General features: G+C 62.5%; 24 protein-coding genes. 16 read left to right on the top strand and 8 right to left on the bottom strand.

Features of this window, described 5'->3' with window-relative positions:
* Positions 1 to 263: 263 nt before the first annotated feature.
* Positions 264 to 542, bottom strand: a complete 279-nt coding sequence (locus VGM51_01150; protein ID HEY3411642.1) for a hypothetical protein — start codon at positions 540 to 542, stop codon at positions 264 to 266.
* Positions 543 to 596: 54 nt separating this feature from the next.
* Positions 597 to 1,478, bottom strand: coding sequence for a 6-carboxytetrahydropterin synthase (locus VGM51_01145; protein HEY3411641.1), 882 nt, complete (start codon positions 1,476 to 1,478; stop codon positions 597 to 599).
* A gap of 25 nt (positions 1,479 to 1,503) precedes the next feature.
* On the opposite strand from VGM51_01145, the gene VGM51_01140 reads away from it, so the two are divergent.
* The gene (locus tag VGM51_01140; protein HEY3411640.1) at positions 1,504 to 2,235 is read left to right on the top strand and encodes an alpha/beta hydrolase; all 732 of its coding nucleotides are present in this window, start codon (positions 1,504 to 1,506) and stop codon (positions 2,233 to 2,235) included.
* Positions 2,236 to 2,328: 93 nt separating this feature from the next.
* On the opposite strand, the gene VGM51_01135 is transcribed toward VGM51_01140, so the two are convergent.
* Together VGM51_01135 and selA are read right to left on the bottom strand one after the other, a co-directional pair.
* Positions 2,329 to 3,117, bottom strand: a complete 789-nt coding sequence (locus tag VGM51_01135) for an SDR family oxidoreductase (GenBank protein HEY3411639.1) — start codon at positions 3,115 to 3,117, stop codon at positions 2,329 to 2,331.
* Positions 3,114 to 4,517, bottom strand: coding sequence for an L-seryl-tRNA(Sec) selenium transferase (gene selA, locus VGM51_01130; GenBank protein ID HEY3411638.1), 1,404 nt, complete (start codon positions 4,515 to 4,517; stop codon positions 3,114 to 3,116). Before selA ends, VGM51_01135 begins: the two co-directional genes overlap by 4 nt.
* A gap of 89 nt (positions 4,518 to 4,606) precedes the next feature.
* Between selA and era the strand changes: the two genes are divergently transcribed.
* Together era and VGM51_01120 are read left to right on the top strand one after the other, a co-directional pair.
* Positions 4,607 to 5,503, top strand: a complete 897-nt coding sequence (gene era, locus VGM51_01125; GenBank protein HEY3411637.1) for a GTPase Era — start codon at positions 4,607 to 4,609, stop codon at positions 5,501 to 5,503.
* A 205-nt stretch (positions 5,504 to 5,708) separates the two neighbouring features.
* Entirely contained in the window at positions 5,709 to 6,350 is a 642-nt protein-coding gene (locus VGM51_01120) for a DUF2239 family protein (GenBank protein HEY3411636.1), read from the top strand.
* 96 nt (positions 6,351 to 6,446) lie between these two features.
* Here VGM51_01120 and VGM51_01115 read toward each other — a convergent pair whose 3' ends face one another.
* The 3 genes from VGM51_01115 to VGM51_01105 all read right to left on the bottom strand — a co-directional run bounded on the left by VGM51_01115 (position 6,447) and on the right by VGM51_01105 (position 10,276).
* Positions 6,447 to 8,159 (bottom strand): S8 family peptidase, encoded by a 1,713-nt coding sequence (locus VGM51_01115; GenBank protein ID HEY3411635.1) that lies wholly within the window; start codon positions 8,157 to 8,159, stop codon positions 6,447 to 6,449.
* Between the two features lie 256 nt (positions 8,160 to 8,415).
* A complete protein-coding gene (gene trxB / locus VGM51_01110; protein HEY3411634.1) occupies positions 8,416 to 9,393 on the bottom strand; it encodes a thioredoxin-disulfide reductase in 978 nt (325 codons plus the stop codon).
* 94 nt (positions 9,394 to 9,487) lie between these two features.
* Positions 9,488 to 10,276 carry an LOG family protein gene (locus VGM51_01105; GenBank protein HEY3411633.1) on the bottom strand — a complete coding sequence of 263 codons (789 nt, stop codon included), beginning with the start codon at positions 10,274 to 10,276 and terminating at the stop codon, positions 9,488 to 9,490.
* A gap of 122 nt (positions 10,277 to 10,398) precedes the next feature.
* On the opposite strand from VGM51_01105, the gene VGM51_01100 reads away from it, so the two are divergent.
* The 13 genes from VGM51_01100 (at position 10,399) to VGM51_01040 (ending at position 20,572) form a co-directional block, all read left to right on the top strand.
* Positions 10,399 to 10,779: a DUF4234 domain-containing protein gene (locus tag VGM51_01100; GenBank protein HEY3411632.1), complete on the top strand. Its 381-nt coding sequence runs from the start codon at positions 10,399 to 10,401 to the stop codon at positions 10,777 to 10,779.
* Positions 10,767 to 11,183 (top strand): DUF2752 domain-containing protein, encoded by a 417-nt coding sequence (locus VGM51_01095; GenBank protein ID HEY3411631.1) that lies wholly within the window; start codon positions 10,767 to 10,769, stop codon positions 11,181 to 11,183. The genes VGM51_01100 and VGM51_01095 overlap by 13 nt, the downstream gene beginning before the upstream one ends.
* A gap of 161 nt (positions 11,184 to 11,344) precedes the next feature.
* The gene (locus tag VGM51_01090) at positions 11,345 to 13,387 is read left to right on the top strand and encodes a kelch repeat-containing protein (protein ID HEY3411630.1); all 2,043 of its coding nucleotides are present in this window, start codon (positions 11,345 to 11,347) and stop codon (positions 13,385 to 13,387) included.
* Positions 13,388 to 13,769: 382 nt separating this feature from the next.
* Positions 13,770 to 14,603 carry a 30S ribosomal protein S2 gene (gene rpsB / locus VGM51_01085; GenBank protein ID HEY3411629.1) on the top strand — a complete coding sequence of 278 codons (834 nt, stop codon included), beginning with the start codon at positions 13,770 to 13,772 and terminating at the stop codon, positions 14,601 to 14,603.
* Positions 14,604 to 14,748: 145 nt separating this feature from the next.
* Positions 14,749 to 15,378, top strand: a complete 630-nt coding sequence (tsf, locus tag VGM51_01080) for a translation elongation factor Ts (GenBank protein ID HEY3411628.1) — start codon at positions 14,749 to 14,751, stop codon at positions 15,376 to 15,378.
* Positions 15,379 to 16,221, top strand: a complete 843-nt coding sequence (gene pyrH / locus VGM51_01075) for a UMP kinase (protein ID HEY3411627.1) — start codon at positions 15,379 to 15,381, stop codon at positions 16,219 to 16,221. It begins immediately after the preceding gene.
* 72 nt (positions 16,222 to 16,293) lie between these two features.
* Positions 16,294 to 16,851 carry a ribosome recycling factor gene (gene frr / locus VGM51_01070; protein HEY3411626.1) on the top strand — a complete coding sequence of 186 codons (558 nt, stop codon included), beginning with the start codon at positions 16,294 to 16,296 and terminating at the stop codon, positions 16,849 to 16,851.
* An 80-nt stretch (positions 16,852 to 16,931) separates the two neighbouring features.
* A complete protein-coding gene (locus VGM51_01065) occupies positions 16,932 to 17,645 on the top strand; it encodes an isoprenyl transferase (protein HEY3411625.1) in 714 nt (237 codons plus the stop codon).
* A gap of 10 nt (positions 17,646 to 17,655) precedes the next feature.
* Positions 17,656 to 18,000 (top strand): hypothetical protein, encoded by a 345-nt coding sequence (locus VGM51_01060; GenBank protein HEY3411624.1) that lies wholly within the window; start codon positions 17,656 to 17,658, stop codon positions 17,998 to 18,000.
* A gap of 34 nt (positions 18,001 to 18,034) precedes the next feature.
* Positions 18,035 to 18,355 (top strand): DUF433 domain-containing protein, encoded by a 321-nt coding sequence (locus tag VGM51_01055; GenBank protein ID HEY3411623.1) that lies wholly within the window; start codon positions 18,035 to 18,037, stop codon positions 18,353 to 18,355.
* A gap of 18 nt (positions 18,356 to 18,373) precedes the next feature.
* Positions 18,374 to 18,703, top strand: a complete 330-nt coding sequence (locus VGM51_01050) for a DUF5615 family PIN-like protein (GenBank protein HEY3411622.1) — start codon at positions 18,374 to 18,376, stop codon at positions 18,701 to 18,703.
* Positions 18,704 to 18,896: 193 nt separating this feature from the next.
* Positions 18,897 to 20,060, top strand: coding sequence for a hypothetical protein (locus VGM51_01045; protein ID HEY3411621.1), 1,164 nt, complete (start codon positions 18,897 to 18,899; stop codon positions 20,058 to 20,060).
* 2 nt (positions 20,061 to 20,062) lie between these two features.
* The gene (locus VGM51_01040; GenBank protein ID HEY3411620.1) at positions 20,063 to 20,572 is read left to right on the top strand and encodes a hypothetical protein; all 510 of its coding nucleotides are present in this window, start codon (positions 20,063 to 20,065) and stop codon (positions 20,570 to 20,572) included.
* 44 nt (positions 20,573 to 20,616) lie between these two features.
* On the opposite strand, the gene mfd is transcribed toward VGM51_01040, so the two are convergent.
* Positions 20,617 to 23,880, bottom strand: a complete 3,264-nt coding sequence (gene mfd, locus VGM51_01035; GenBank protein HEY3411619.1) for a transcription-repair coupling factor — start codon at positions 23,878 to 23,880, stop codon at positions 20,617 to 20,619.
* Positions 23,881 to 23,910: the final 30 nt, after the last annotated feature.

Here is a 23,910-nt window from a genome sequence, read left to right as displayed (position 1 = left end):
GGGCGGCCCTTTCCGTCTTCCCGCTTTTCCGTTTTCGGCAGCAGCGGCGCTATCACCAACCGTTGCTCTTTCGTCAAATCCATTCACACCCTCAAAAATGTACTGCTCCTACGAGTGTATCATTTTTGAGATACGTTCTAGTGTTGGACACGTGACAACGGCCGCGGCCGAACGAACGTAATGAAGGAATCGGGTACTCTCAACGTGATGCAGCTCGCCCGGTCTGCTCGCTGCGACGAAAACGTTTGCGTCGATACACAGGTTCATCGCCTGATTGCGTTCACAGCATCGACGGCACTCAGGCCTTCCGGCCACACTGCGCCTATGCGTTCACTCAGTTCGGTAAACCGTTGGAACCAGGCGTCCCATTCCGCATCGAGCGCCGGCGCATCTCTTGGCGATTCTTCAAGTTCCTCCAGCGGCGTCAGAACCAACGTGCCGCCTTCTGACCTTATCGCGTATTTTGCGTTCTGAGGTCCGTCCAACAACTCCGCGGGCAGCGTGAGTGAGCCGTCTGCGCTTCGTGTCAATACAATCGCCATTTCCGGCCTCCTGAGACGATTATACCACGCCGGGCGGCCCCCCCGGCCGGGCGGCTACTCGCCGAGGTATTCGAAGGCGTTCCGCGGAGTCTCCTCCACGCGCACCTTGTGCAGCGCGGGACCGACCTCCGGGTGTAGAGCCGTCCAGATCACGACAGCCAGATTCTCGGAAGTCGGATTCAGGTGCGCGAACTGCGGTACGTCGGTGTTCAGATTGCGGTGGTCCATAGGTTGAATAACGCGCTCGTCAACGATGGCATCCAGGCGGTCCAGGCAGTAGGCGAACCCCGTCTCCCGATCAACGGCTCCCTTAACCGTTATCTCGATGATGTAGTTGTGGCCATGGCCCCCCGCTCGATTGCATTTGCCGAAGACGCGTGCGTTGTCTTCATCTGAGAGGTCTTCCGCGTGCAGCCGGTGGGCCGCGCTGAAATCGTATACCTTCGTTACGTAGACCAAGTCTCCCTCCCCTCTGTACTCACTCCACAACTCGTCCGATTCCGCCAATCGTACGGAATCAAGTCTCGCTGGCGTCCCCCTGGCGCTGGTCTGCAGCCGCTCCCACAGGATGCGCGCGATATTCTCCCCGCTCGCCTGCCGGCCATCCATAATGTCGGCCGCCGCATCGACGCATCGGTTCTCGAACGGCGAAACGGCAGCCGCGAGCCAACCCTTCACATCGACCAGGTTGATAACGATGCCGGAGACGGGATCGACTTCGCCGGCGATAGTCGCTGTGACCGTGTAGTTGTGCCCATGAATCTCGGCCAGCCGACCAAAATACGCGGCGTTCCACGACGCTTCGTGGTTGGGATTCCAGTAGCGGTGGGCGCACGAGAAGACGCGTTTTCGTTGCAGGTAGACTTTCATATTCCTCAGACTAACCACCGGCGACGGGTGGAAGTTCACTGCGGATGTCGCTACAATCCATCCCATCACACGTTCGGAGGGAGATGACAAGATGCCTGTACCTTCAGATACCCCGCTCCTGCTCCTGCACGGCTTCCCCATGGATGCCCGCATGTGGCGCTACACGACAGACCACTTTAGGCCGATGAGGCCGGTAATTGCCCCCAACGTGGCCGATCTCGTGGGAGACGGACCTTCGATGGCGGCGATGGCGCATGCTGCGCTGGAAGCTCTGGAACGCGCCGCCCCGGGCGAACCGGCCGTCGTCATTGGCCTTTCGATGGGCGGCTACATCGCCGCCGAGTTCGTACGCTCCCATCCCGACCGCCTCGCCGGCCTCGTCATGTGCGATACGCGCGCCGGCGCCGAATCCGCCGAAGGCCGAGCCGGCCGGGATACTATGATCGACGCGGTGAGACGCTATGGGGTTACGCACGGTACCGCCCCACTTGTGGAGCGGATGCTGCACGACCCGCCCAGGGCGCTGATGTCCGAGGTCGAGGCGATGGTCGAGCAACAGGACCCGGAGGTCGTGATCGCCTGCATTGAGGCCATGCGTGACCGGCGCGACAATATGGCCGCTATCCGCTCGCTCACGGCGCCGTTCGTCGTCATCGCCGGCGAATACGACGAGCTTGCGCCCCGCCTTGTCGAGGAAGCGCTGGCTCATTTGACCCCGCACGGCCGCTACGTGGAGATCCCCCGCTCCGGGCACGTCCCGCCGCTGGAAAACCCGGAGGCCTTCAACGCCGCGCTAGAGGAGTTCCTGGTCCCGAGTTCCTAGTCTCTAGTTCCGAGGTCCGGGTTTCGGGTTCCTAGCTTCGGGTTTCTGGTTCGGGCTCGGAACCCGGAACTCGAAACCCGGAACAAGGAACGCCTAGAGGCTGAACGATGTCACGCCGCCGTCGCAGAATATGGTTTGCCCTGTAATGTAACTCGCCGCGTCGGACGCCAGGAACGCTACCAGCGCGCCGAGTTCCTTCGGGTCGCCCAGCCGTCCCATCGGGCACGATTCGTTCAACAGCGCCAGTTGTTCGTCATAGCTGCGCCCCGCGTCCTTCGCGCGGCGGGTGACCAGTGACTTGATGCGGTCGGTGTCGAATGAGCCCGGTGCAACGGTGTTGATCCGGATCCCCTCTTTAGCCAGTTGAACCGACATCGTCTTCGCGAGACCTACGACTGCCGGGCGGAGCGCGTTGGACAGCAGCAGTCCGGGAATTGGCTGTTTAACCGACGTGCTTTGTATATTGACGATCGCGCCCCCATCCGCTTTCAGGTACGGCAACGCGGCCCGGATAAGGCGTACAACAGGCATCAGCGTCGCTTCCACCCCGGCCGCCCACGCGGCGTCGTCAAACGCATCGAAATCGCCGGCAGGCGGTCCGCCGACGTTTGTGACGAGAACGTTCAGGCCGCCGAGATCGCGAACCGCGGTTTCGACCACGCGTTCAACGTCTTCGGCCTTGCCAAGGTCGCCCGGCGCCGTCACGATTGTGGCGCCGGTCTCGGCCCGAAGCCTGGCGGCGGCCCCCTCTAGGGCCTCTGCGTCGCGTCCGTTAAGGCACACCATCGCGCCTTCCAGCGCCAGCGCACGGGCGCAGCCATAGCCCAGTCCCTTCGATGACGCCGCCACCAGCGCGGCTTTGCCTTCCAGATTGAGGTTCACTTCTTCCCTTCCTTCATTTCACCCACGATGCGCTTGAGCGCACGGAGTATCGTAGTGTAGTGTGCTGGATCACCGAATCGATACATCGTCCGGACCTCCAGAAGCACCGTATCGTTGGCGATGTGGGCGAAGATAGGTGTCTCGTTGAGGCGAAGCGCCTTTGCGAGTGCGTTCGGGCCCATCCCGGCAACGTCAATCGAGACGGCGAACGATGGAATCGGGTAGTCCGGAAGCGCGCCGGAGCCAACGCGGCAGTCGCTCTCAACAACCTCCGCGTGAAGGCTGTCAATGTCGGAAAGCATATCGGCGAGCCGTTCTGCCGACGCCTTGAGCTCATCCGGCGGCGTCGCTAGTTCTATCAGGGTCGGGATGCTCTTCTGGGCTCCGCCCCGCCGGTAGAGGACCAGGGTTCGTTGGAGGCACGAAAGCGTAAGCTTGTCACAGCGCAAAGCCCGGGCCAGGGGATGCACGGCCATCTTGTCGATCAGGTCCCTGCGGCCGACCGCTATCCCGGCCTGCGGCCCTCCCAGGAGTTTGTCTCCGCTGAACATCACGAGATCCGAGCCCTGCGCCAGCCGTTCCTGGACGGTTGGTTCACCGAAACCGAGATCCAGCAGGGCTCCTGTGCCGAGGTCGTCCAGCAGCGGCAGCCCGTGCTTGCCCGCCAACTCGGACAACTCGCGGATGCCGGTCGTCTCCGTGAATCCCACGACGCGGAAATTGCTCGGGTGGACTTTGAGGAGCGCCGCGGTATTGGGTGTGATGGCGCGTTCGTAGTCGCGGAGCCGGGTCTTGTTGGTCGTGCCCACTTCAACCATCGTTGCGCCGGACTCCGCCAGAATCTCCGGGATGCGGAATCCTCCCCCTATCTCCACGAGCTCGCCGCGGCTGACGATCACGTCGCGGCCGCGGCCGATGGCCGCCAGCGCCAGCAGCACGGCTCCCGCGTCGTTGTTCACCGCCAGCGCCGCCTCCGCACCTGTGATGGCGCACAGGAGTGGAGCGACGTGCTCCTGCCGGGATCCGCGTTCGCCGGTCTCCAGATCAACTTCCAGCACACAGTGCCCCCCGTGGAGCGCAACCGGGGTGGCCTCCGGTGCAATAACCGCTCTGCCGAGTCCGGTGTGCAGAATGATGCCCGTGGCGTTGATAGCGGGCTGAAGCGGAGGGCGGATGATCTCCCTGGTCAGGAGTGCGTTACTGCGCCGGGCAAGTTCGTCAAGCGTCGGCAGCGTGCCTTCCGCCTGCCATTCCTCCCGCGCTACGGCCAGGGTTTTCTGCGCCATCTCAACCGCCAGCGAATGCCCCCCGAACGCAATCAGGCTGCTGGACATCGCCATCATCAGGGTGTTGACCGATGGCAATCGCTTCGGCTTGCTGTTCGTCTTCTCGTCTGGCATCTCCCCTCCGGGTCTTCAGTAACGGCTATGATGGTATGTTACAGGCATCAGCCCACGTGGTTTCAAACGGGGCGCGAGAAGGGGCGACTATGGCATCGGCAGGACAGGCATATCGGGCGGGTTTCGTGGCCGTGGTGGGCAGACCGAACGTAGGCAAATCCACACTCATCAATCGACTCGTCGGTCAGAAAATCGCCATCACTTCGCCCAAGCCGCAGACGACGCGCGTCAACCAGCTGGGCATCTTGACCACGGATACCGCGCAGATCGTCTTCGTCGATACCCCCGGCATCCACCAACCCGCCCACGCTCTGGGCGAGCACATGGTCCGTGCCGCGCGGGAATCCCTCAAGGATGCGGACGTCGTTCTCTGCCTGATGGACCTCAGCAGCGAGCCGAACGATCAGGACCGCATCGTCGTGGATGCCATCAAGCAGGCGAAGTGCCCGCTCATCCTCGGCCTGAACAAGCGCGATCTCCTCGCGTCCGATACGGCCCGGGACGCCGCGCTCCCCTACCTCGTCCTGGCCCCCTGGGACGAGTCGATCGAGATATCGGCCGTCACGGGCGGCGGTCTGGATACCTTGATGGACCTTCTTCTCGCCGCGATTCCGGAAAACCCTCCGTTCTACGAAGAAGAAGAGGTCACCCAGACCAACGCGCGCGATATCGCTTCGGAACTCATCCGCGAACAGGTCCTCCACTTCACGCGCGAGGAAGTGCCGCACTCCGTTGCCGTCGTGGTTGAGGACTATAAGGAACGCGAAGACGGGCACCTCTACGTCGCGGCCACTATCTATGTCGAACGCGACAGCCAGAAGGGCATCGTGATCGGCAGGGGCGCATCGATGCTGAAGACCATCGGCTCGGCCGCCCGCCACGAGATCGAAGAAATGGCACAGTCACCGGTCTACCTCGACCTGTATGTCAAAGTCCGCAAGGACTGGCGCAAAAAGGACCCCGGCCTCCTTCTGCCGAAGAGTTAGCTCCGAACCGGTACTCCTCCAGGCGCAACGCGGGCGAATTGCCTGCACGCACCGGAATGCCGTCCCGATGGGCGGCGGTAGTGCGTCCTTCCGCCGCTATTCGCTCCCGTTTTCACGTCCTGTCTACTTATACCTTGGTAATATAGACAAAACCATTGTACCGTGGTATAATAACGGTGAACAACCACCGGAAAGGAAGCAGGATATGGATAACGGGATGCAGACACAGTGCACGGCCTTCGAAGGGTTTCGGCGCATCGGCTCGGGCGAGTTGGCCGAAGTCGCCCTGAAGGGCAAGGAAGTCATCGACCGCGGTGAGATCGCCCCCGTGCTGATCTTCGACGACGTTACCAGCGAACAGATCGATATTGACTACAGCGGAAGCGCGGAGGACGTTCTCCGCAAACTTGAGCATCGAGCGGCCCTCATCGCCGCCGCAGCTCCTCCGGCTCCGGAAGAACCCGGCGCGCAGCGCGGCCCGGGTCGCCCCAGGCTGGGGGTTGTGGGCCATGAAGTGACGCTTCTGCCGCGTCATTGGGAGTGGCTTAACGACCAGCCTGGCGGAGCCTCGGTCGCCCTTCGCAAACTCGTCGAGCACGCCCGGCGCGCCAATGCCGGAAAGGACCGCGTTCGCCGCGCGCAGGAATCGGCGTTCCGTTTCATGTCCGCCGTGGCCGGCAATTTGCATGGGTTCGAGGAGGCAACCAGGGCACTGTTCGCGGGGAACATGGAACGTTTCGACGAATGGAGCCAGACATGGCCCGTCGATGTGCGTGAACACGCACGCAGGCTGGCCGTGAAAGCGTGCGAACCGGTTGAAGATGAGCCAGGCGGCGAAGGCCGCTAGGTAGCGCGTGCCGTACCAACGGTGCGTGTCGAACAACGGACAGGGCCCGGTCTCCCACGAGACCGGGCCCTGCTTTCTCCGCTCGGGATCAGGCGATTACGCCAGTGGCGCCGCCGGCATATCACCCCATACAACCCGGTCGCCCCAGACAACCCGGTCGCCCCAGACAACCAGGTCGCCCCAGACCACCCGATCACCCCAGACCACCCGATCACCCCAGATGACGCTGTCGCCCCAAACGACCCTGTCACCCCACATGACGCTGTCGCCCCAAACGACCCTGTCCCCCCACACGACGCTGTCGCCCCAAACGACCCGGTCGCCCCACACAACCCGATCCCCCCAGACCACTCGATCGCCCCATACGACGCGGTCGCCGGTGATGGTGTCATAGAAGGAGCACGTTCCGTCCTGATTCTGAACCACGGTCGGAGAGTCGGCCACAAACGGCGCCGTATCGGCGACGGTGGAGAGAGCGGCGGCGGCATCGAGGTAACCTGAGCCACGCGTGAACACGTCTTCGCGGCGCTTCTCGGCCGAAACCATCAGGCGCGCTTTGATCTGGTCAGGGGAAAGGGTCTCATCCTGCTCGATCATCAGTGCCGCGACGCCGGACACCATCGGCGCGGCCATGCTGGTGCCGCTGAGCGCCATGAACGGCTGGAATCCGTTGGGCGCGGCGGTGCCGCTGTGGACGACGCCGGGCGTGTTGTACAGCGTGCTGTCGGGAGCCGCCCAGGAAGTGATGCGGTTGCCCGGCGCAACGAGGTCTGGTTTCAGGATGTGGTCAAACACGGTCGGGCCGCGGGAAGAGTATGTATCCACCCAGTCGTCCGAGCGATCGGGGGTGTCCGCATCGTTCGATGATCCAACGGTGATGACGTAGGGGTCGTTGCCCGGAACCCCGATCGTTCCGTATCCCAGTGAGCCCCAGTTGGCCGCCGAGCACACCACCGTTATGCCGCTGTTATATGCCCGCTCAACGGCCTCGCAGAGTGGGTCCGTTGTATACGATTCCGCCGGGATGTGGCTGATGGACAGATTAATGACGCTGATCTTGAGTTTGGCCTGGTTCGCCGTACACCAGTCGAGCGCGGCGATCACGTCACTGGTAAAGCCGCCGCCGGCGGCGTCGAGCACCTTGACGGAAATCAGCCCGGCGCCCGGCGCTACCCCGGTGACCTCCGCGCCCTGATCCGGCCGCGCAGTCCCGGCGATGATGCCGGCGACGTGCGTGCCGTGACCGTATTCATCGGTCGAAAACCTGCCGGGCGAAACCGAGGCCATTGCGTTCGATATCTCAACGCTCTGGATGATGCGTTCTTTCAGCCCGTGGACCTGGGCGATGCCCGAGTCTATGACGGCTATGTTAACGCCTTTGCCTTCGTATCCGAGGGTTTTCTTCAACGAGCCCTTCCACGCCGCCGTTGGTCCCGCAATGGTCTGCGTGGCATTGACCAGCGTGGCCGTTACCGGAGTGTCGGCGCTGACGCGCATCACCCTGGGATCGTCCGTGATCGTCGCAAGAGCGTCCGGCGTGAGGGATACGACGCGCTGCTTTCCGCCGGCGAGGCTCGCGCCCAATCTGACGCCCATCCGCTCGTAGAGGGTAGCCTGGGGGCCGGTTGGCGCCGTGTCGAACTGCAGGATACAGCGCTGCTCCCCGGGGCCCTGGGCGGCATTCCGCGAAACCAGACTGTCGATCTTGTCCAGCCTTGCGGCTCCGGCGGGCACAGCCCACAGTAAGCCGGCCAGGGCCAGCGTGGCAAGATGCGATTTTGAATTCAAATACCCATATTGACGTGGCATGCTCATCTCCTCCCAGTAGAGAAAGAGCGCGTCGACTGAGATGCTCGGGCGCTATATAAACTCTACCGGAGACGGCGATTTGCCACTATCAGGGAAAAGGGGGAAAGAGCCTGTCCGCCAGACCCATTCATGCTGAAGCGGAAGCGAGCGGCCGGCAGGACGATTGCCCGCCAGGCGGGCTGCCGCGCAAACGGAAAGGCCTCAACGAGGTGTTGAGGCCTTGCACGAAGTCTGACGATGGTGCTGGGTGGCGGCGCTAGGCCGCTTCAAGCGCCGCAAGGTAGCGTTCCGCATCGATGGCGGCCATACATCCCATTCCCGCGGCTGTGATGGCCTGGCGGTACACGGAGTCGGCCACATCGCCGGCGGCGAAGACACCCGGCACGTTGGTGCGGGTTCCCGCGGCGATGAGGTATCCGTTCGCATCGCGGTCCAGAATCCCCTCGAAAAGCGAGGTGTTTGGCGAATGCCCGATCGCCACGAAGACCCCATCGATCGGCATTTCGCTCGTCTCGCCCGTAACGGTGTCCTTCAGCGTCACGCCGGTCACTTTGCCCGCGGCGGGGTCGTGCACCGCCGTGATGGCTTTGTTCCAGACGAACTCAATCTTAGGATCGTTGAAGGCGCGCGTCTGCATCGCCTTGCTGGCCCGAAGCGCATCGCGTCGGTGGACCACATAAACCTTATTCACCATGCGTGTGAGGAAGGTGGCTTCTTCGAGGGCGGTGTCGCCTCCACCCACCACGATGACGTCTTTGCCGCGGAAGAAGAACCCGTCGCACGTGGCGCAGGCGCTGAGTCCGAGGCCGTACAGGCCCCTGGGTGCGGGCGCCTCTTCCGGCAGGCCCAGCCACCGCGCGGACGCGCCAGTCGCTATGATCACCGTTCGGGACCGAATCGATCTGTCCGCGATATGCAGGCTGAACGGCCGCGAGGAGAAATCCACCTTGTCAACGTGGCCGGAGACGAACCGGGCGCCAACATTCCTCGCCTGCTCGCGCATCTCCTCCATCAGGGACGGGCCCATAACGCCGCTGCGGAAGCCCGGGAAATTCTCGACGTCCGTGGTGATCATCAACTGGCCGCCGGGGTCCTTGCCCTCCACGATCACGGGGCTCAGATTCGCCCTCGCCGCGTAGATGGCGGCCGTGAGTCCGGCGGGTCCGGATCCGAGGATGACTACTTCCTGGGTGGCATTGAAAACGTCTTCCATAACTTCAGCTACTCTCTTCATAAGGGGATTCGACGCGGGAACCGTGTGTCACCACCGCGGTCCCGTGCGTACAAGGATATCAACGCCCGGTCAATTGAGCGTGTTCTCGGGCCGGTCACGTGGCCGGGGCAGTGTGGTCCGGCCCGGGGATGGGCAATGCGGGTATCGGGCCGCGAACGGCCATAAAATCGTGCTGAGCCGCCTCCAGGATAGCCAGGGCGTCGCGCCAGTCGGAAACGAGCCGAACCTCGTTGAGATCTTCCGGGTTGATGAGCGCGCGCTTCAACGTGGCGCCCCCCATCCAGTCCAGAAGGCCCGACCAGTATTCCGCGTCCAGCAGGATGATGGGACGCGGTTGAATCAGCCCAATCTGGACGAGCTGCCAGACGTACATCAACTCCAGGAGCGTGCCGATGCCCCCGGGCGCAACCACCACGGCGTGGCTCAGGCGCATGAACTCGTCCAGGCGCGTCGAGAAGCGCTGGTGCGCGCTCTTGATGTCCAGGTGCAGGTTCGCCGGCTCTCGGAGCGATGGGATATCGAGCGGAAGCCCGTACCCCATGGCGTGCGCAACGGAGGAATCTTTGGTCGCCTCACGCAGTCCGAAATTGGCTGCTTCCATGAGGCCGGGACCGCCGCCGGTCACGACATCGATGCCCGATTTGGCCAGCGCCCGCGCCAGGCGGAACACCGTCTGCCAGGTGACGTCGCGCCTTCGAATACGCGCGGATCCGAAAATGCAAACGCGGAAATTGGTGTTCTCGGCCTCTTTCAGCTCCTGGTCGAGACGCAGATACTCCTTGATAACACGGGCCATCCGTCTGCGCAGGGCATCATCGCCGTTGTTCTGTCCCGTCTTGGCGGCGGCCGGCTTAGTGGCTGGTTGTTTGCTGAGTTCGTCCATCGCGTTTTCCCGAAACGTTACCGCATGGTATCTCAAATCCGGCCAGCGTCGCAAACCCGCGTGTAACTTGTTCGGTTGACAGCGCGTACCGGAAAGCGACACCAATGCCACGGAGGTGAATCATGTACCAGGGCCGAGTCCGGTCGATCCCGACAATTATCCTGCTCAGTCTCTTCACGTGCGGCATTTACCCGCTCATCTGGTACTATGAGGTATCGACGGAACTCCAGGATGCGCTCGGGAAGGGTGACACCACGCCGGGAATGGAAGTCCTGCTGATGGTCTTCACCTGCGGGCTGTACACTATCTTCTGGTGGTACAAATACGGTCGGCTGGTATCGGAACTCCAGGCGTCCCGGGGCCTGCCGGTTCACGATAATGCCACAATGCTGTGCGTTCTGTCCGGGCTCTCGCCGTACGTCGCCTGGGGCGACCTCATAGGTATGTGCATTATGCAGTCCGATCTGAACAGCATCTGGGAACCTGTGCCATGGAGACCGTGACATTCGCACCACCCGCCGCGCGCCGGGCGGATCGCATCTTCGCATGTATCGTGCTCGCCGTCTACGCTTTGAGCGCGGCAATTCCCCTGCGCCTCCTCGACCGGGTAGGGGTGACGCTGTGCCCGTTCCGCGGCCTCACCGGACTCCCCTGCCCCGGTTGCGGCATGACGCACGCGTTCGTCGCTCTGGCCCACGGCAACATCGCCGCCGCGTGGCACTACAACGCGCTTTCCCTGCCTTTGTTCGCGTTCGGCCTCTTCTGGCTGATGGCACGCCTGACCGGGGATAGCGCGCGCCCGGTCCTCTCACGCAGGGCCGAAGGCATCCTCGTCATCGCCGCCCTGGTCCTTGCCTTGGCGTATGACGCATATCGCATATGCGTCCCCACCGCCCGCCCGTTCTAAGCCGTGATTCTGTGATCTGGATCGTCGTTGGCGCCCGGGAGCATTGCCGAATCTCTGTGGAGACGGCTACGATATGGAGCATGCATCGTCTCCTTGTCCCGCACTCGCTGTCGGCCCGATGGATTCAAGGGCCGGAACGTGTGATTGATATGGGATGTTTGGTGTTGCGAAATGTGCCGGATTGCACCGGCAACCCTGTCAGTCTTACCCTCACGCTTGTCTGCTTGGCGCGGCGCCTCGGCGTGTTTAGTCGGGCCCTCGCGGCAATCCTCGTCTTGTTCGGCTTCGCCGGACTCGAAGCAGCCACCGCGCAGAGTTGGCGCCAGGTCGCCCCTCCGCAGGGACGCGGCGGTCCTGGCATGGCCTATGACACCGGTCGCGGCAGGATGGTCATGTTCGGCGGTTCCGACGTAAATAACGGCCGCCTTGGTGACACGTGGGAGTCGGATGGAAGCGCCTGGAAGCCCGTCGCCTATACCGGTCCGTCGCCTCGTTCGGATGCCCCGATGGCGTACGACAGCGCGCGCGGCAAAACCGTGCTGTTCGGCGGCATCACCAAAGACACCTACTACAGAGACACATGGGAATGGGACGGTCTCACGTGGGCGCAGGTCGCCACCACCGGGCCGGGCTATCGGTATCGTCCGGCGATGGCTTACGACAGCGCCAGGGGAAAGACCGTTCTCTTCGGCGGCACCTTCAATACCAGCCTCAATGACACCTGGGAGTGGGATGGAAGCACCTGGACGCAGGTTGCCAGTACCGGCCCTTCCCCCCGTTCAGGTGCGACCATGGCGTTTGACAGCCAGCGGGCCAGGATTGTGCTTTTCGGGGGCGGCGGCGGAGGCACGGACACGTGGGAGTGGGACGGCGCCGTCTGGACGCAGGTGTCCACCACAGGCCCGCCGGCCCGCACGATGGCCTGCATGGCATATGACAGCGCGCGCGGCAAGACCGTCCTGTTCGGGGGCTCCGCATCCACCGCATTGCTCGGCGATACGTGGGAATGGGATGGAACGGCCTGGGCGCAGGTTTCCAGCACGGGCCCTTCGGCCCGAATGTGGGCGTCGATGGCCTACAATCCCGCCCGATCGAAGACGGTGCTGTTCGCGGGGTCCGATAACACCGGCACTACTGACTTCAGTGACACTTGGGAATGGGACGGCAACGCGTGGGCGTTGGCCGCACCTACGGCTCCGCCGTCGCGTAGCGGGGCGGTGATGACTTACGACAGCGCGCACAAGACGTCGATCCTCCTGGGTGGCAGCAACTTGTCCGGCAGCCTGAAGGACATGTGGGCTTGGGACGGCATGGCCTGGAGTAAGCTCTCCGGCACCGCCCCTTCAGGGGCCACCTATGCCTCCCTGGCCTACGACAGCGTCCGAACGAAACTGGTCCTCTTCAACACTCTCGGAGAGACGTGGGAATGGGATGGCGCTGCCTGGGCAAAGGCCTCTTCAACGGGCCCGCCTGCCAGGCAATATGCGTCGATGGTATACGACACGGCGCTTGCGAAAACGGTCATCTACGGCGGAAGCACCGGCAGTGCGACGTTCTATGGCGACGTGTGGACGTGGAATGGGATCGAATGGAAGCAGGAGGTTGTTCCGCCGGAAATGGCGCCGCGCTCAGGCGCGGTGATGGCCTACGACAGCCTGCGAAACCGGTCGGTTCTATTCGGTGGCTTTAACCCCAGCCTCGGCCGATTGAATGAGACCTGGGAATGGGATGGTGTTGCCTGGCACGAGGTTGCTACGACGGGACCCCTTCCGCGCACATTTGCCACGATCGCGTTCGACGCCACCCGTGGCAGGACTGTCTTGTTCGGCGGCAGCAATGGCACAACGCGATACAACGACACTTGGGATTGGGACGGGACGACCTGGACACAGACCTCCCCGTCCGGACCTTCGATTCGGTCCGGAGCATCGATGACATACGATTCCAACGCCGGCAAGGTGATCCTCTTCGGTGGCTTGGGTCCCACTATCCTCGGCGACACCTGGGTGTACGGTGCCTGGTCCAGCCTCACGCTTCAAGATGCGGTTTCCGCGCTCAAGATCGCCGCGGGGATTACGCCGGCTACCGCGAGCAATATCCAGACGCTCAACCTGGTTCCGGATGCCCCCGCGGCGGCATCGGTAGACATCGCGGACGCCATCGGCGTAGCCCGCCGGGCCGTCGGCTTGGATACCAGCCAGTAGAGTTCGCGAAAGCACGCAGTCGATGGATGACCTGTGATCGTCCTTCGTCTGCGTTCGTTCCTCACCTCGCTCAGGATGCCGTGGGGACCGAGTCACACGCCATTTCCGATCCTCCGCGCTACCTCTGCGCCCCTCTGCGTCCTCCGCGTTGAACTCGGGGCTGAATCCTGAATCCTGTCTCCTGAATCCTCGGCTGCCTTGCCTCGCGCCTCCCAGCGTGTTAAACTATGCAAGGACATTCCGCACCCTCGCCGTCTCTTGGTCGAGGGGGCTTCACGCTTGATATCCGGCCCTACCGCACTGTCGGCGGGCCCCTTGTCGCGCGTGAGACGCCCCTTTGCCGCGCGGGGGGAGGCACACAACCAGAGAAAGGAACACGATTTTGTCCAGTACAACGATGAAGGAACTCCTGGAGGCCGGCGTGCATTTCGGCCACCAGACCAAGCGCTGGAACCCGAAAATGAAGCGCTACATCTATGGAGGCCGCAACGGCATCTACATCATCGACCTCCACCAGACCCTGAAGATGTTCGAGGACGCGCGCAAGTTCATCCAGAGCGTGGTCGAAAACAACCAGTGTGTTCTGTTTGTCGGCACCAAAAAGCAGGCCCAGGACGCCATCGCCGAATCCGCCATCAAGTCCAAGCAGTTCTATGTGAACCAGCGCTGGCTCGGCGGGATGCTCACAAACTGGGGAACCATTACCCAGCGCATCAAGCATCTCCGCGAACTGGAGCGCATGGAAGTGGACGGCACTTTCGAAAAAGTCACCAAGAAGGAAGCCCAGGGGCTGATGGAAGAGAAGGAGCGCCTGGAGCGGTTCTTCGGTGGCATCAAGGACATGGGACGCCTGCCCGGCGCGCTCTTCGTGGTGGACCTCAAGAAGGAAGCCCTGGCGGTTCACGAAGCCCGCAAGCTTGGTATCCCCATCGTTGCCGTTGTGGATACGAACTGTGACCCGGACTTGGTTGACTACATCATCCCGGGCAACGACGACGCGATTCGCGCCATCAAGCTGTTCTGCGGCAAGGTGGCGGAGGCGATCATCGCCGTAAAAGAGGGCGAGTTCGAAGGCGATATGGAGCAGGCTGAAGGCGCCGTCGCCGAAACCGCCGCTCCCGACGCGGACGGCGAAAAGCCGGCCGAAGAAACCGCGGAAACTATCGAAGAAGCTGCCGAGGAAAACGTCGTCCTCGGTGAAGCCGGCGAAGAGTAAACAAATCACGGCAACGTCTCCTCGTGCGCATGCCGCACCCGGAGCGCTCGCCGTATAAATAGAGAGCGATCGGGCGGGAGTCTTGCTCCCGCCCGTCCCAAAATGGCGCGTCAAGCGCGCGTAGGCACAATATCAGGAATAAGTAATGGCCATATCAGCAACGCAAGTTAAGGAACTCAGGGACGAAACCGGCGCCGGCATGATGGACTGCAAGAAGGCGCTGGAAGCCAGCACGGGAGACAAGGAAGAAGCTCGCAAGTGGCTTCGCGAGAAGGGGCTGGCCGGCGCCGCAAAGCGCGCGGCCCGCGTCGCGAAGGAAGGCACTATCGGGTCTTACATCCATCCGGTGGGCCGAAAAATCGGCGTGATGATCGAACTCAATTGCGAGACAGACTTCGTCGCTCGCAACGATGAGTTCCAGACCATGGCGCGTGACCTGGCGATGCACATCGCCGCCGCGAAGCCGGAATTCGTTCGCCGCGAGGACATCCCCGCCGAATTCCTCGCCAACGAACTCGAGATCAACCTGCAACTCGCGCGCAACGAGGGCAAACCCGAAGCGGCCGTCCAGAAGATCGCCGAGGGCCGCGTCAATAAGCGCATGCAGGAACTCGTTCTGATGGAACAGCCCTTCGTCAAGAGCCCGGATGGTCGCACTGTGAAGGACATCCTGGATGACCTTCGCGCGAAGATGGGCGAGAAGATAGATGTCGCTCGCTTTGCCGCCTTTCGCGTGGGTGAGGGCGTCGAGGAGACCGAGCAGGCGGAGGCCTAGTTGGAACTCGTTCCCCCCGATATGGCAGCAGTTCTTTCACCGGGTAGTCCGGCCGGCGGTCGCTGGGGCGATTCTGCCGGCCCGGACGTCCGGCGCACCCGCATCCTGCTCAAACTGAGCGGAGAGGCTTTCGCCGGGGACCAGTGCCAGGGGCTGGACCAGGACGTCATCTCGCGATTCGCGTCCGAAGTCAGCGAAGTGCGCGCGCGGGGCGTGGAGATCGCCATCGTCGTCGGTGGTGGCAATTTCGTGCGGGGTGCGGCCACTGCCGGTTCCGGCATTGAAGAGGCTCAGGCGCACTACATGGGCATGCTGGCCACGGTCATCAACGCCCTGGCCCTGCAGGGCATCCTGGAAAGGCTCGGCACTCCCTGCCGCGTCCAGAGCGCCCTCCAGATGCAGGCTGTCGCCGAACCGTTCATCCGGCGCCGCGCCACCCGCCACCTGGAGAAGGGGCGCGTCGTGGTCTTCGCGGCAGGCACCGGAAACCCGTATTTTACCACGGATACCGCTGCTGCCCTGCGAGCCACGGAGATCGGCGCCGATGTATTGATTATGGCCAAGAACAGGGTGGATGGCGTCTACGACAGCGATCCCAATATCTACCCGACGGCTAACAAGTACCACGCGCTGACCTATGAAGAAGTGATCCGGGATCGCCTGAAGGTGATGGACCTGACCGCCCTCACACATAGCATGCAGCACCAGATGCCGATCGTCGTTTGCGACATCGGCGTTCATGGAAACATCAGTCGAATCGTCAGCGGCGAGGATATCGGCACGCTGGTCAGCACCAGGGACGCCGTTGCCGCGCTGCTTGATCGGATATCCGGGAGCAGTTAGCCGGTTTGCGGAAGGTGGCCCGCCCTGCCCTTCCAAACCGGCGCTGGCCCCCCAACTGAAAGGGACCAACCCATGCCAAACGACATCGTGAAGGACGCCGAGCACCGCATGAAGCAGGCGGTCGAGGCTACGAACAAGGAACTGCGTAACATCCGTACCGGCCGGGCCAACGCCGGGATTCTGGAACACGTGACGGTGAACGCGTACGGTACGGAGCTGCCGGTGAACCAGGTCGCAAGCATCGCCGTGCCCGAAGCGCGCCAGCTGCTCATTACGCCGTTCGATCGGAATATGCTGCCGGCGCTGGAGAAAGCCATCCTCAAGAGCGACCTCGGCCTGAACCCCAACAGCGATGGAACGTGCATCCGCCTCAATATCCCGCAGATGACCGAGGATCGCCGCAAGCAGATGGTCAAGCAGACACACGGTGAAGTGGAGCACGGCCGGGTGGCCATCCGCAACGTTCGCCGGGACGCCAACGAGCACCTCCAGAAGAGCCAGAAATCGCACGAAATGAGCGAGGACGAGCTCAAACGCCTGCAGGCTGAAGTCCAGAAACTCACCGACAGGTACATCGTCGAACTGGACCAGGTGCAGAAGGCCAAAGAAGCCGAACTGATGGAAGTCTGAGGAGGGGTTTCGGGTCCAGGGTGTAGGGTTTGAGTCCTGCATCCTGGACCCTACACCCTGCACCCTGCACCCTGGATCCTATGCCGACAGATATCGACCTTTCCCGCCTCCCCCAGCACGTAGCCGTCATCATGGATGGCAACGGGCGCTGGGCCAAACGTCAGGGCCTTCCCCGGGTCTCGGGGCACGCGCAGGGCCATTACACCGTCCGTCGGGTTACCGATCTCTGCGGTAAGCTCGGCATCCCCTACCTCACCATGTACGCGTTCAGCAATGAGAACTGGTCGCGTCCCGCGGACGAAGTCAGCGGCCTTATGTCGCTCATTGAACACGTCGCCCACGAAGAGATCCAGTCGCTCCACGCGGAGAACGTCCGGTTCAACATCATCGGACGCCTGCACGAACTGCCCGCCAGTCTGAAAACCGAACTGGATCGCGATATGGCGTTGACGCGGGACAATACCGGCCTCACCTTGACCCTCGCCATCAACTACGGCGGGCGCAACGAGATCGTGGACGCCGTTCGGGCCATCATGCGCGAGGGCACGGCGCCGGAAGCCGTGGACGACGCCCTCATCGGAAATCACCTGTACACCGCGGGGATGCCGGACCCGGACCTCCTGATACGTACCGCCGGCGAACTGCGCGTGAGCAATTACCTTCTCTGGCAGATCGCCTACGCCGAAATCCACGTAACCGATGTTCTCTGGCCGGATTTCTCCGACGAGGACTTCCTGAACGCCGTTCGCGACTACCAGCGCCGCACCCGGAAATTCGGGGGCCTCGCAACGTAGGTTGACGCTTATGCGAAAGCCCGTCTCTCTGAACCTGGACCCGTTGAGCGCCTACCCCCCGGAGATGGCGCTCTGGCTGGAACACTTTGCGGCCGGCCGCTATCACACCTCACTCGATTTCATTGAGGCACTGTGGTTCCCCGATCGAAGTGATTTCCACAAGGGGCTCATCCAGCTGACCGTTGGTATGAGCCAACTTGTGACGACCGACCTCGTCACCGGCCCACGCTACCTTTTCATCTCGTGCCGAAAGCTCCTGAAGTCCTATGAGCCCAATTTCACGGGCGTAGACGTTGCCGCCGCCCGAAAACTCGCCGCCTCTGCGTTGCGACAGCTTCGGAAGCGAATTCGGTGAGGGCGCGGTATAATGTGCCATGAGGAGCAGGAAGATGATAACTGTACCTATCGAGCACATTGTAATAGACGACCGAGGCGTGGCCCTGATCGCCGGAACCCGCATTAAGGTCAGTCAGTTGGCGATTGACGCGGCCGTCTGGGGCAAAACACCTGCGGAAATCCGCCTTGGCTATCCGCAGTTGACGCTTGGCCAGGTGCACGCTGCCCTGGGTTACTACTACGACCACAAGCCACAGATCGACGCGCAGATCGAGGAGGACGAGCGATTTGCGGATGAGGCACGAGCCGCGCGCCCGAACCCCCTGACCCGTGAGGACTTTGAGGCCAGGTTGCGCCCGCGCAGTATTGATTAGGCGGAAATGCGTCTTTACATGGATGAGAATGTCAATGGGGCGATCACCACGGCCCTGCGAATCTGCGGAATGGATGTCCTTGCCGTCCAGCAGGAACAGGGGGAGGGTGCAAGTGACCCCGACGTTCTTGATCATGCGACGCTCTTGAACCGGGTCTTGTTCAGCCAGGACCGAGATCTACTCGCCGAAGCGATGCGGCGACAAAACGAATCCATTCCGTTCGTTGGCCTCGTTTACGCCCAACAGCAACGGGTTTCAATCGCGCAGTGCATTGATGACTTGGAATACCTGGCACGCGCAGGCAATGCCGAAGATTTCGCGAATCGGGTCTATTTCCTCCCTCTTTGATCCCATCCGGCGGCCCGCTCCTGTTTACATCCGTTGCGTAGACTCGTTGGTTTGCACTATCTCGCCAGGTCCGCCATAATCCTCGGGATGGCGTCTTCGGCGGCGCGGAGCGGTTGGGTGTTTGTCTTATCGAGCAAGCACGACATATAGTACGCCAACTTCTGGAGCGAACTTGTCGAAAGGTGCGTCCCCTATGTCCCAGCGTTTTTTTCTTAGTCTCGCAGCCCTCGGGCTCCTGTGCGGAGTCGGGCGCGCCAACATCAGCATCCCATCAGATGGTTCCGATGGAGCCTTCAATCCAACCTCGAACGTGGAAATTGATCTTTCCCAGGCGGTGACCGGCCAGTGGGATGCTCCCAACACCGCGAACACCGGCAAGGGCATCTACGATTCCTCGAAATGGGCGGTGGTATTCAAGTACAGCAGCGTGAACATCCCCGCCGGCGTTACCGTCACCTTCAAGAACCACCCCGCCAACCCCCCGGTCGTTTGGCTCGTGCAGGGGGATGTGACGATTACCGGAATAGTAAACTTGCGCGGAGCTGGTGATATATCTGTCGGAAACCTGACCGAACCCGGTCCCGGCGGCTTTCGCGGAGGGTCACGAGGCTCCACATACATCCTACCTTCCCCTGGGTTTGGACCTGGTGGTGGGAAGTATAACGTGTTTTCGGGTGCAAGCGGATCATCATCGTACTTGAATCCGAAAATCTCTTACCTGATAGGGGGGTCGGGAGGATCCGGATCCAATGGCGGTGGTAGCGGCGGGGTCACGAGTGACGGCGGCGCGGGTGGAGGTGCCATTCTGATAGCTTGCGCGACGAAGCTCACATTAGAAGGATTGGTCGACACAGGCGGAGGCGGCGGTGGATACTACGGAGGAGGCAGCTCAGGTGCAGTTCGCTTGGTGTGCGATACGCTGGCGGGCAGGACTGGGAGACTTTTGGGGGCAACCACAAGCACGGAGGCGAACCACGCGATAGATTACTTTGGCCAACCATCTACCACGTTCTCTGCGCCTGCGACGCCGCCGCAGATCTGGCCACCGTCCAATTGGCCCGCCGTCACGGTAACGAGGATTGGCAACGTCGAAGTGCCATCTGATCCGCTCGCGAGCTTCAACTACCCAGGGCAGGACGTCACACTAGACACAACTCCATCAGTCTTGGTCACGATAGCAGCGACAAACGTCCCGGTTAATTGGAAGGTGGTTGTTCGCCTTGTTCCACGCACCGGACCGGATTCCACATTCACCGCCACTTTCTTGAGCGGCGACGCCGTATCGTCCGTTTGGCAGGCTCAAATGGACGTGCCGTTTGGCCTGGCTGCCGTTCAGGCCCGCGCGAGCGCGTCGTGAAAATGATGCAGCTCTCACGCCGCGCGGTATTCCCGATGGCGGTGATCTCCTGCGTTCTCGCCACCATAGTGGAACCCGCACAGAGCCAACAGAATGGTCCCTTGGACGCGGTGTCAAGGGAAGTTTCTTTCTACAACCCTGCGCCGATTGTTGGGCAACCTCTTCCGAAGGACGCCGTCTCGCGTGAGGTTGCAGTTGGACGCGAAGCCCCAGCCACCGCTGCCCCCACTCCGCTCGAAGCAGTCAGTCGCGAAGTCACGATGGGGAAGCCGGCACCTGAGGCTGTTTCGCCCGTTCCCCTCGATGCCGTCGGTCGCGAGTTCACGATGCGCTTGCCGGTATACACGTTCTCCGAAGCTATCCAGGCTTTGTCAATCGCTGGAGGGCTAGAGATCCCCTCTCCGTCAGCGCCCTACCGGTTGGATTTCCAGTGGGTGGACCGTTCGGCAAACGGCATTGAACTGACAGATGCGGTTAGGGTCATCCGATACGTGGTCGGGGTCGACACGTAGCGGTATGTTGCATCGAGTTACTTTCAAGCGCAAAACACCAGACACTACCGCCCCAGGTCCGCGATTACCCTCGGGATGGCGTCTTCGGCGGCGCGAAGGGCATCTCCGTTGGTCACCGGGATCTCGATGCTGGACTGCTCAACGGTCCAGCGCTTGCGGCGGCGCTGCATCTCCCACCGTTCATCGCTCTCAAGGTTGCGCGGCAGTTTCACCACCACGCGCGCCTGGTTGCCGGCGAGCGCTATCAAGCCGCCTTCCTTCATCTTCAGCCGCACTCCCAGCAGGCGCAGCATGTTCCAGACCGGTTTCGGGGGATCGCCAAACCTGTCCTCGAATTCCTCCTGCAGCGTCTTCAATCCCTTTTCTTCCCTTACGGCCGTCACCTTCTTGTAGAAGGCGATCCGCAGGCCGTCGTCGGCGATGTAGTCCGATGGGATGAACGCCGGGACCGGGATGTCCGCGGCCGGCAGGTTCCACTGCTCGTCCACCTCGCCTTTGAACTCGGCCACGGCCTGTTGAATCAACTGGCAGTAATACTCGAACCCCACGCTCGCAACCATTCCGCTCTGTTCGGCTCCCAGCAGGTTGCCGGCGCCGCGGATCTCCAGGTCGCGCATCGCGATCTTGAACCCGCTGCCCAGTTCCGAGAACTCCTTCACGGCCTGAAGGCGCTGCTCGGCCTCCTCGGACATCTGCTTGTGGGCCCGGTACAGCAGATAGCAGTAGGCCTGGCGGGGGGAGCGCCCCACCCTGCCGCGCAACTGATATAACTGCGACAGGCCGAACCGGTCGGCATTGTTGATGATAATCGTGTTCGCGTTGGGGACGTCGAGGCCGCTTTCGATGATGGTCGTGCACACCAGAACATCGAAGCGCCGGTGGTAGAAGTCCCACATCACCTGCTCGAGGTGCTTCTCGGCCATCTGTCCATGCCCCACCGTTATCCGCGCGGTAGGAACCAGTTTGCCGAGGCGTTGCGCGATGGATTCGATGTCTTCCACCCGGTTGTGTACGAGGTAGACCTGCCCGCCACGGTCCGTCTCGTGGAGGATGGCCTCCCGCACCAGCGCATCGGACTGCTCAGTGAGGATGGTGCGAATCGGCGTCCGGCCTTCCGGCGGATCGTTCATAACGCTCAGTTCCCGGATGCCGGCCAGCCCCATGTGCAGCGTGCGCGGGATCGGGGTGGCGGTCATCGTAAGCACGTGGACGGACCTTCGCATCTGCTTGATGCGCTCCTTGTGAACCACCCCGAACCGTTGCTCCTCGTCAACGACCAGCAGGCCGAGATCGCGGAAATGGATATCCTTGCTTAACAGCCGATGCGTGCCGATGATGATGTCCACGTTTCCATCGCGAAGCCCCTCGAGGATAACCTTGGTTTCCTTGGGCGTACGGAATCGGCTGAGCATCTCTATGGTGATCGGAAACGCATCCATGCGCTCACGGAAGGTGTTCATGTGTTGTTCCGCGAGGATCGTCGTCGGGACAAGCACGGCCACTTGCTTCCCTTCGTTCACCATTTTGAAGGCGGCCCTGACGGCGACCTCCGTTTTACCGAAGCCGACGTCTCCGCACACGAGGCGGTCCATCGGGTGCGCCTGCTGCAGGTCCTCTTTCACCTCGCGGATGGCCTGCGTCTGATCCGGTGTCTCGCGATACGGAAAGGCGCTCTCCATCTCCTGCTGCCAGCTTGTGTCCGGCCCGGCGGGGACCACCCTCACCGCCTGGCGCGCAGCGTAAAGCGCCACCAGTTCCGCCGCCATTTCCTTGGCCTTCGCCTTGGCCTTGGACGTCGCGCGGGCCCACTCGTGGCCGCCAAGCCGGTTGATCGCGGGCGGGCGTTCGGTGCTACCGATGTACTTCTGCACGCGGTCCATCTGCTCCGTCGGAACGTAGATCTTATCGCTTCCCGCATAGTCGATGCGCAGGAACTCGCTCTGCGTCCCGTCCGGGCTCTTGATGACGCTGAGGCCCCGGAAATGGCCGATGCCGTGGTGGATGTGGACGACGAGGTCGCCTTCCTTCAGTTCCAGCAGCGATGAGATCGGCTGGGCCTCTTTGAACCGGCGGCGGGCGACGTGCGCCTCGCGTTCACCGAAGACCTCGGCGTCCGTGAGCACGAGGAGGTTCAGGTCGGGCAGCCGGAATCCCGCGCGCTGCTCTCCGTGAAGCAGTGAGAGGACGCCGTCCTGTGGCGCGACGCCGTTCTCGGCCAGCAGTTCCTGTAAGCGCTGTGTGCTGTTGGATACGATAGCCGTCCGCACGCCGTCCTTCGCGCATTGCGTGAGATGAGCGGCCAGGCTGTCCATCCGGCCCCGGTAAACGTCCACGGGCAGAGACGGGATGGAAACTGGCGTTGCGGCCGGCTCCCAGGGGTTTTCGCGCTCCAGCACGTCCAGATAGAGGCGCGGGCGGCGCGCCATCCAGGATCGGAAGACGTCCGGCGTTTCGTGGGACTCATGGAGCGGGCTGGCGCTGCCAAGCCGGACAACCTCCTGCTCCTGTTTTAGCGCCGTTCGATACCGCGCGTCGGCGGCGCGGGCAAACTCATCCCACTGCGCGTTCACCGCATTGACCTCGACGATCACGACGGGGCTGGCATCGGACAGGAAGTCGATCAGCGACGCGTCGCTCGCGACCTCGGCCGCCTCTGCGGCGGCAAGGATGTGGACCGAGTCCACCGCGGACCCGCTTCTCTGCGTATCCGGGTCAAACTCGCGCAGGCTCTCGATCTCGTCACCCAGCAGATCGGCCCGCACCGGGAATTCCGCGGTGCTGGGGAAAACGTCCAGGATGCCGCCGCGAACGCTGAACTGCCCGGGTCGTTCGACCATGGGGGCGCGATCGTAACCGATCTTGCCGAGGCTGTCCGAGAAGGCGGCCAGGTCGATTTCAGCCCCGCGCGCAAGGGTCAGGCGTTCCACATGGCGCCGGGTGCGCTGGAGCGTTGCCGGCAGGGTGGAAACCACCACGACCGGTTCCCCGGCATCAAGTCGGTCAAGCACATCGAGTCTCGCCGGGGCAACGGGGTCCGGTCCCGGCAGGTAGAGGTCGGACGCGGGAAAGAGCGCCGGCGCGTGCGCGGACCACGCCTGGAGATCGGCATACAGGCGTTCCGCGGTATCGGCAGTGGGCGCGATGACAAGAGCGGGCGCGTTGGCGTCAACCAGGTTGAGATAGGCCGCCAGCAGATATCCGTGGCTGGCGGTCCCTGCGCCGTGCAACCCGACGCCGCGACGTGAGCCCGCGCATTTCACCGCTTCGGTGAGTGAAGCGTGGTTTTCGATGAGTCTGATCGTGTCCATGAGTTACCTGTCTCGGGCGCACGGCGGCGC

It is taken from the genome of Armatimonadota bacterium (assembly GCA_036504095.1).
Lineage (GTDB): Bacteria > Armatimonadota > DTGP01 > JAKQQT01 > JAKQQT01 > DASXUL01.
Note: the sequence above shows the minus strand (reverse complement) of the source record. Positions and strands in the feature narration are given on the sequence as shown.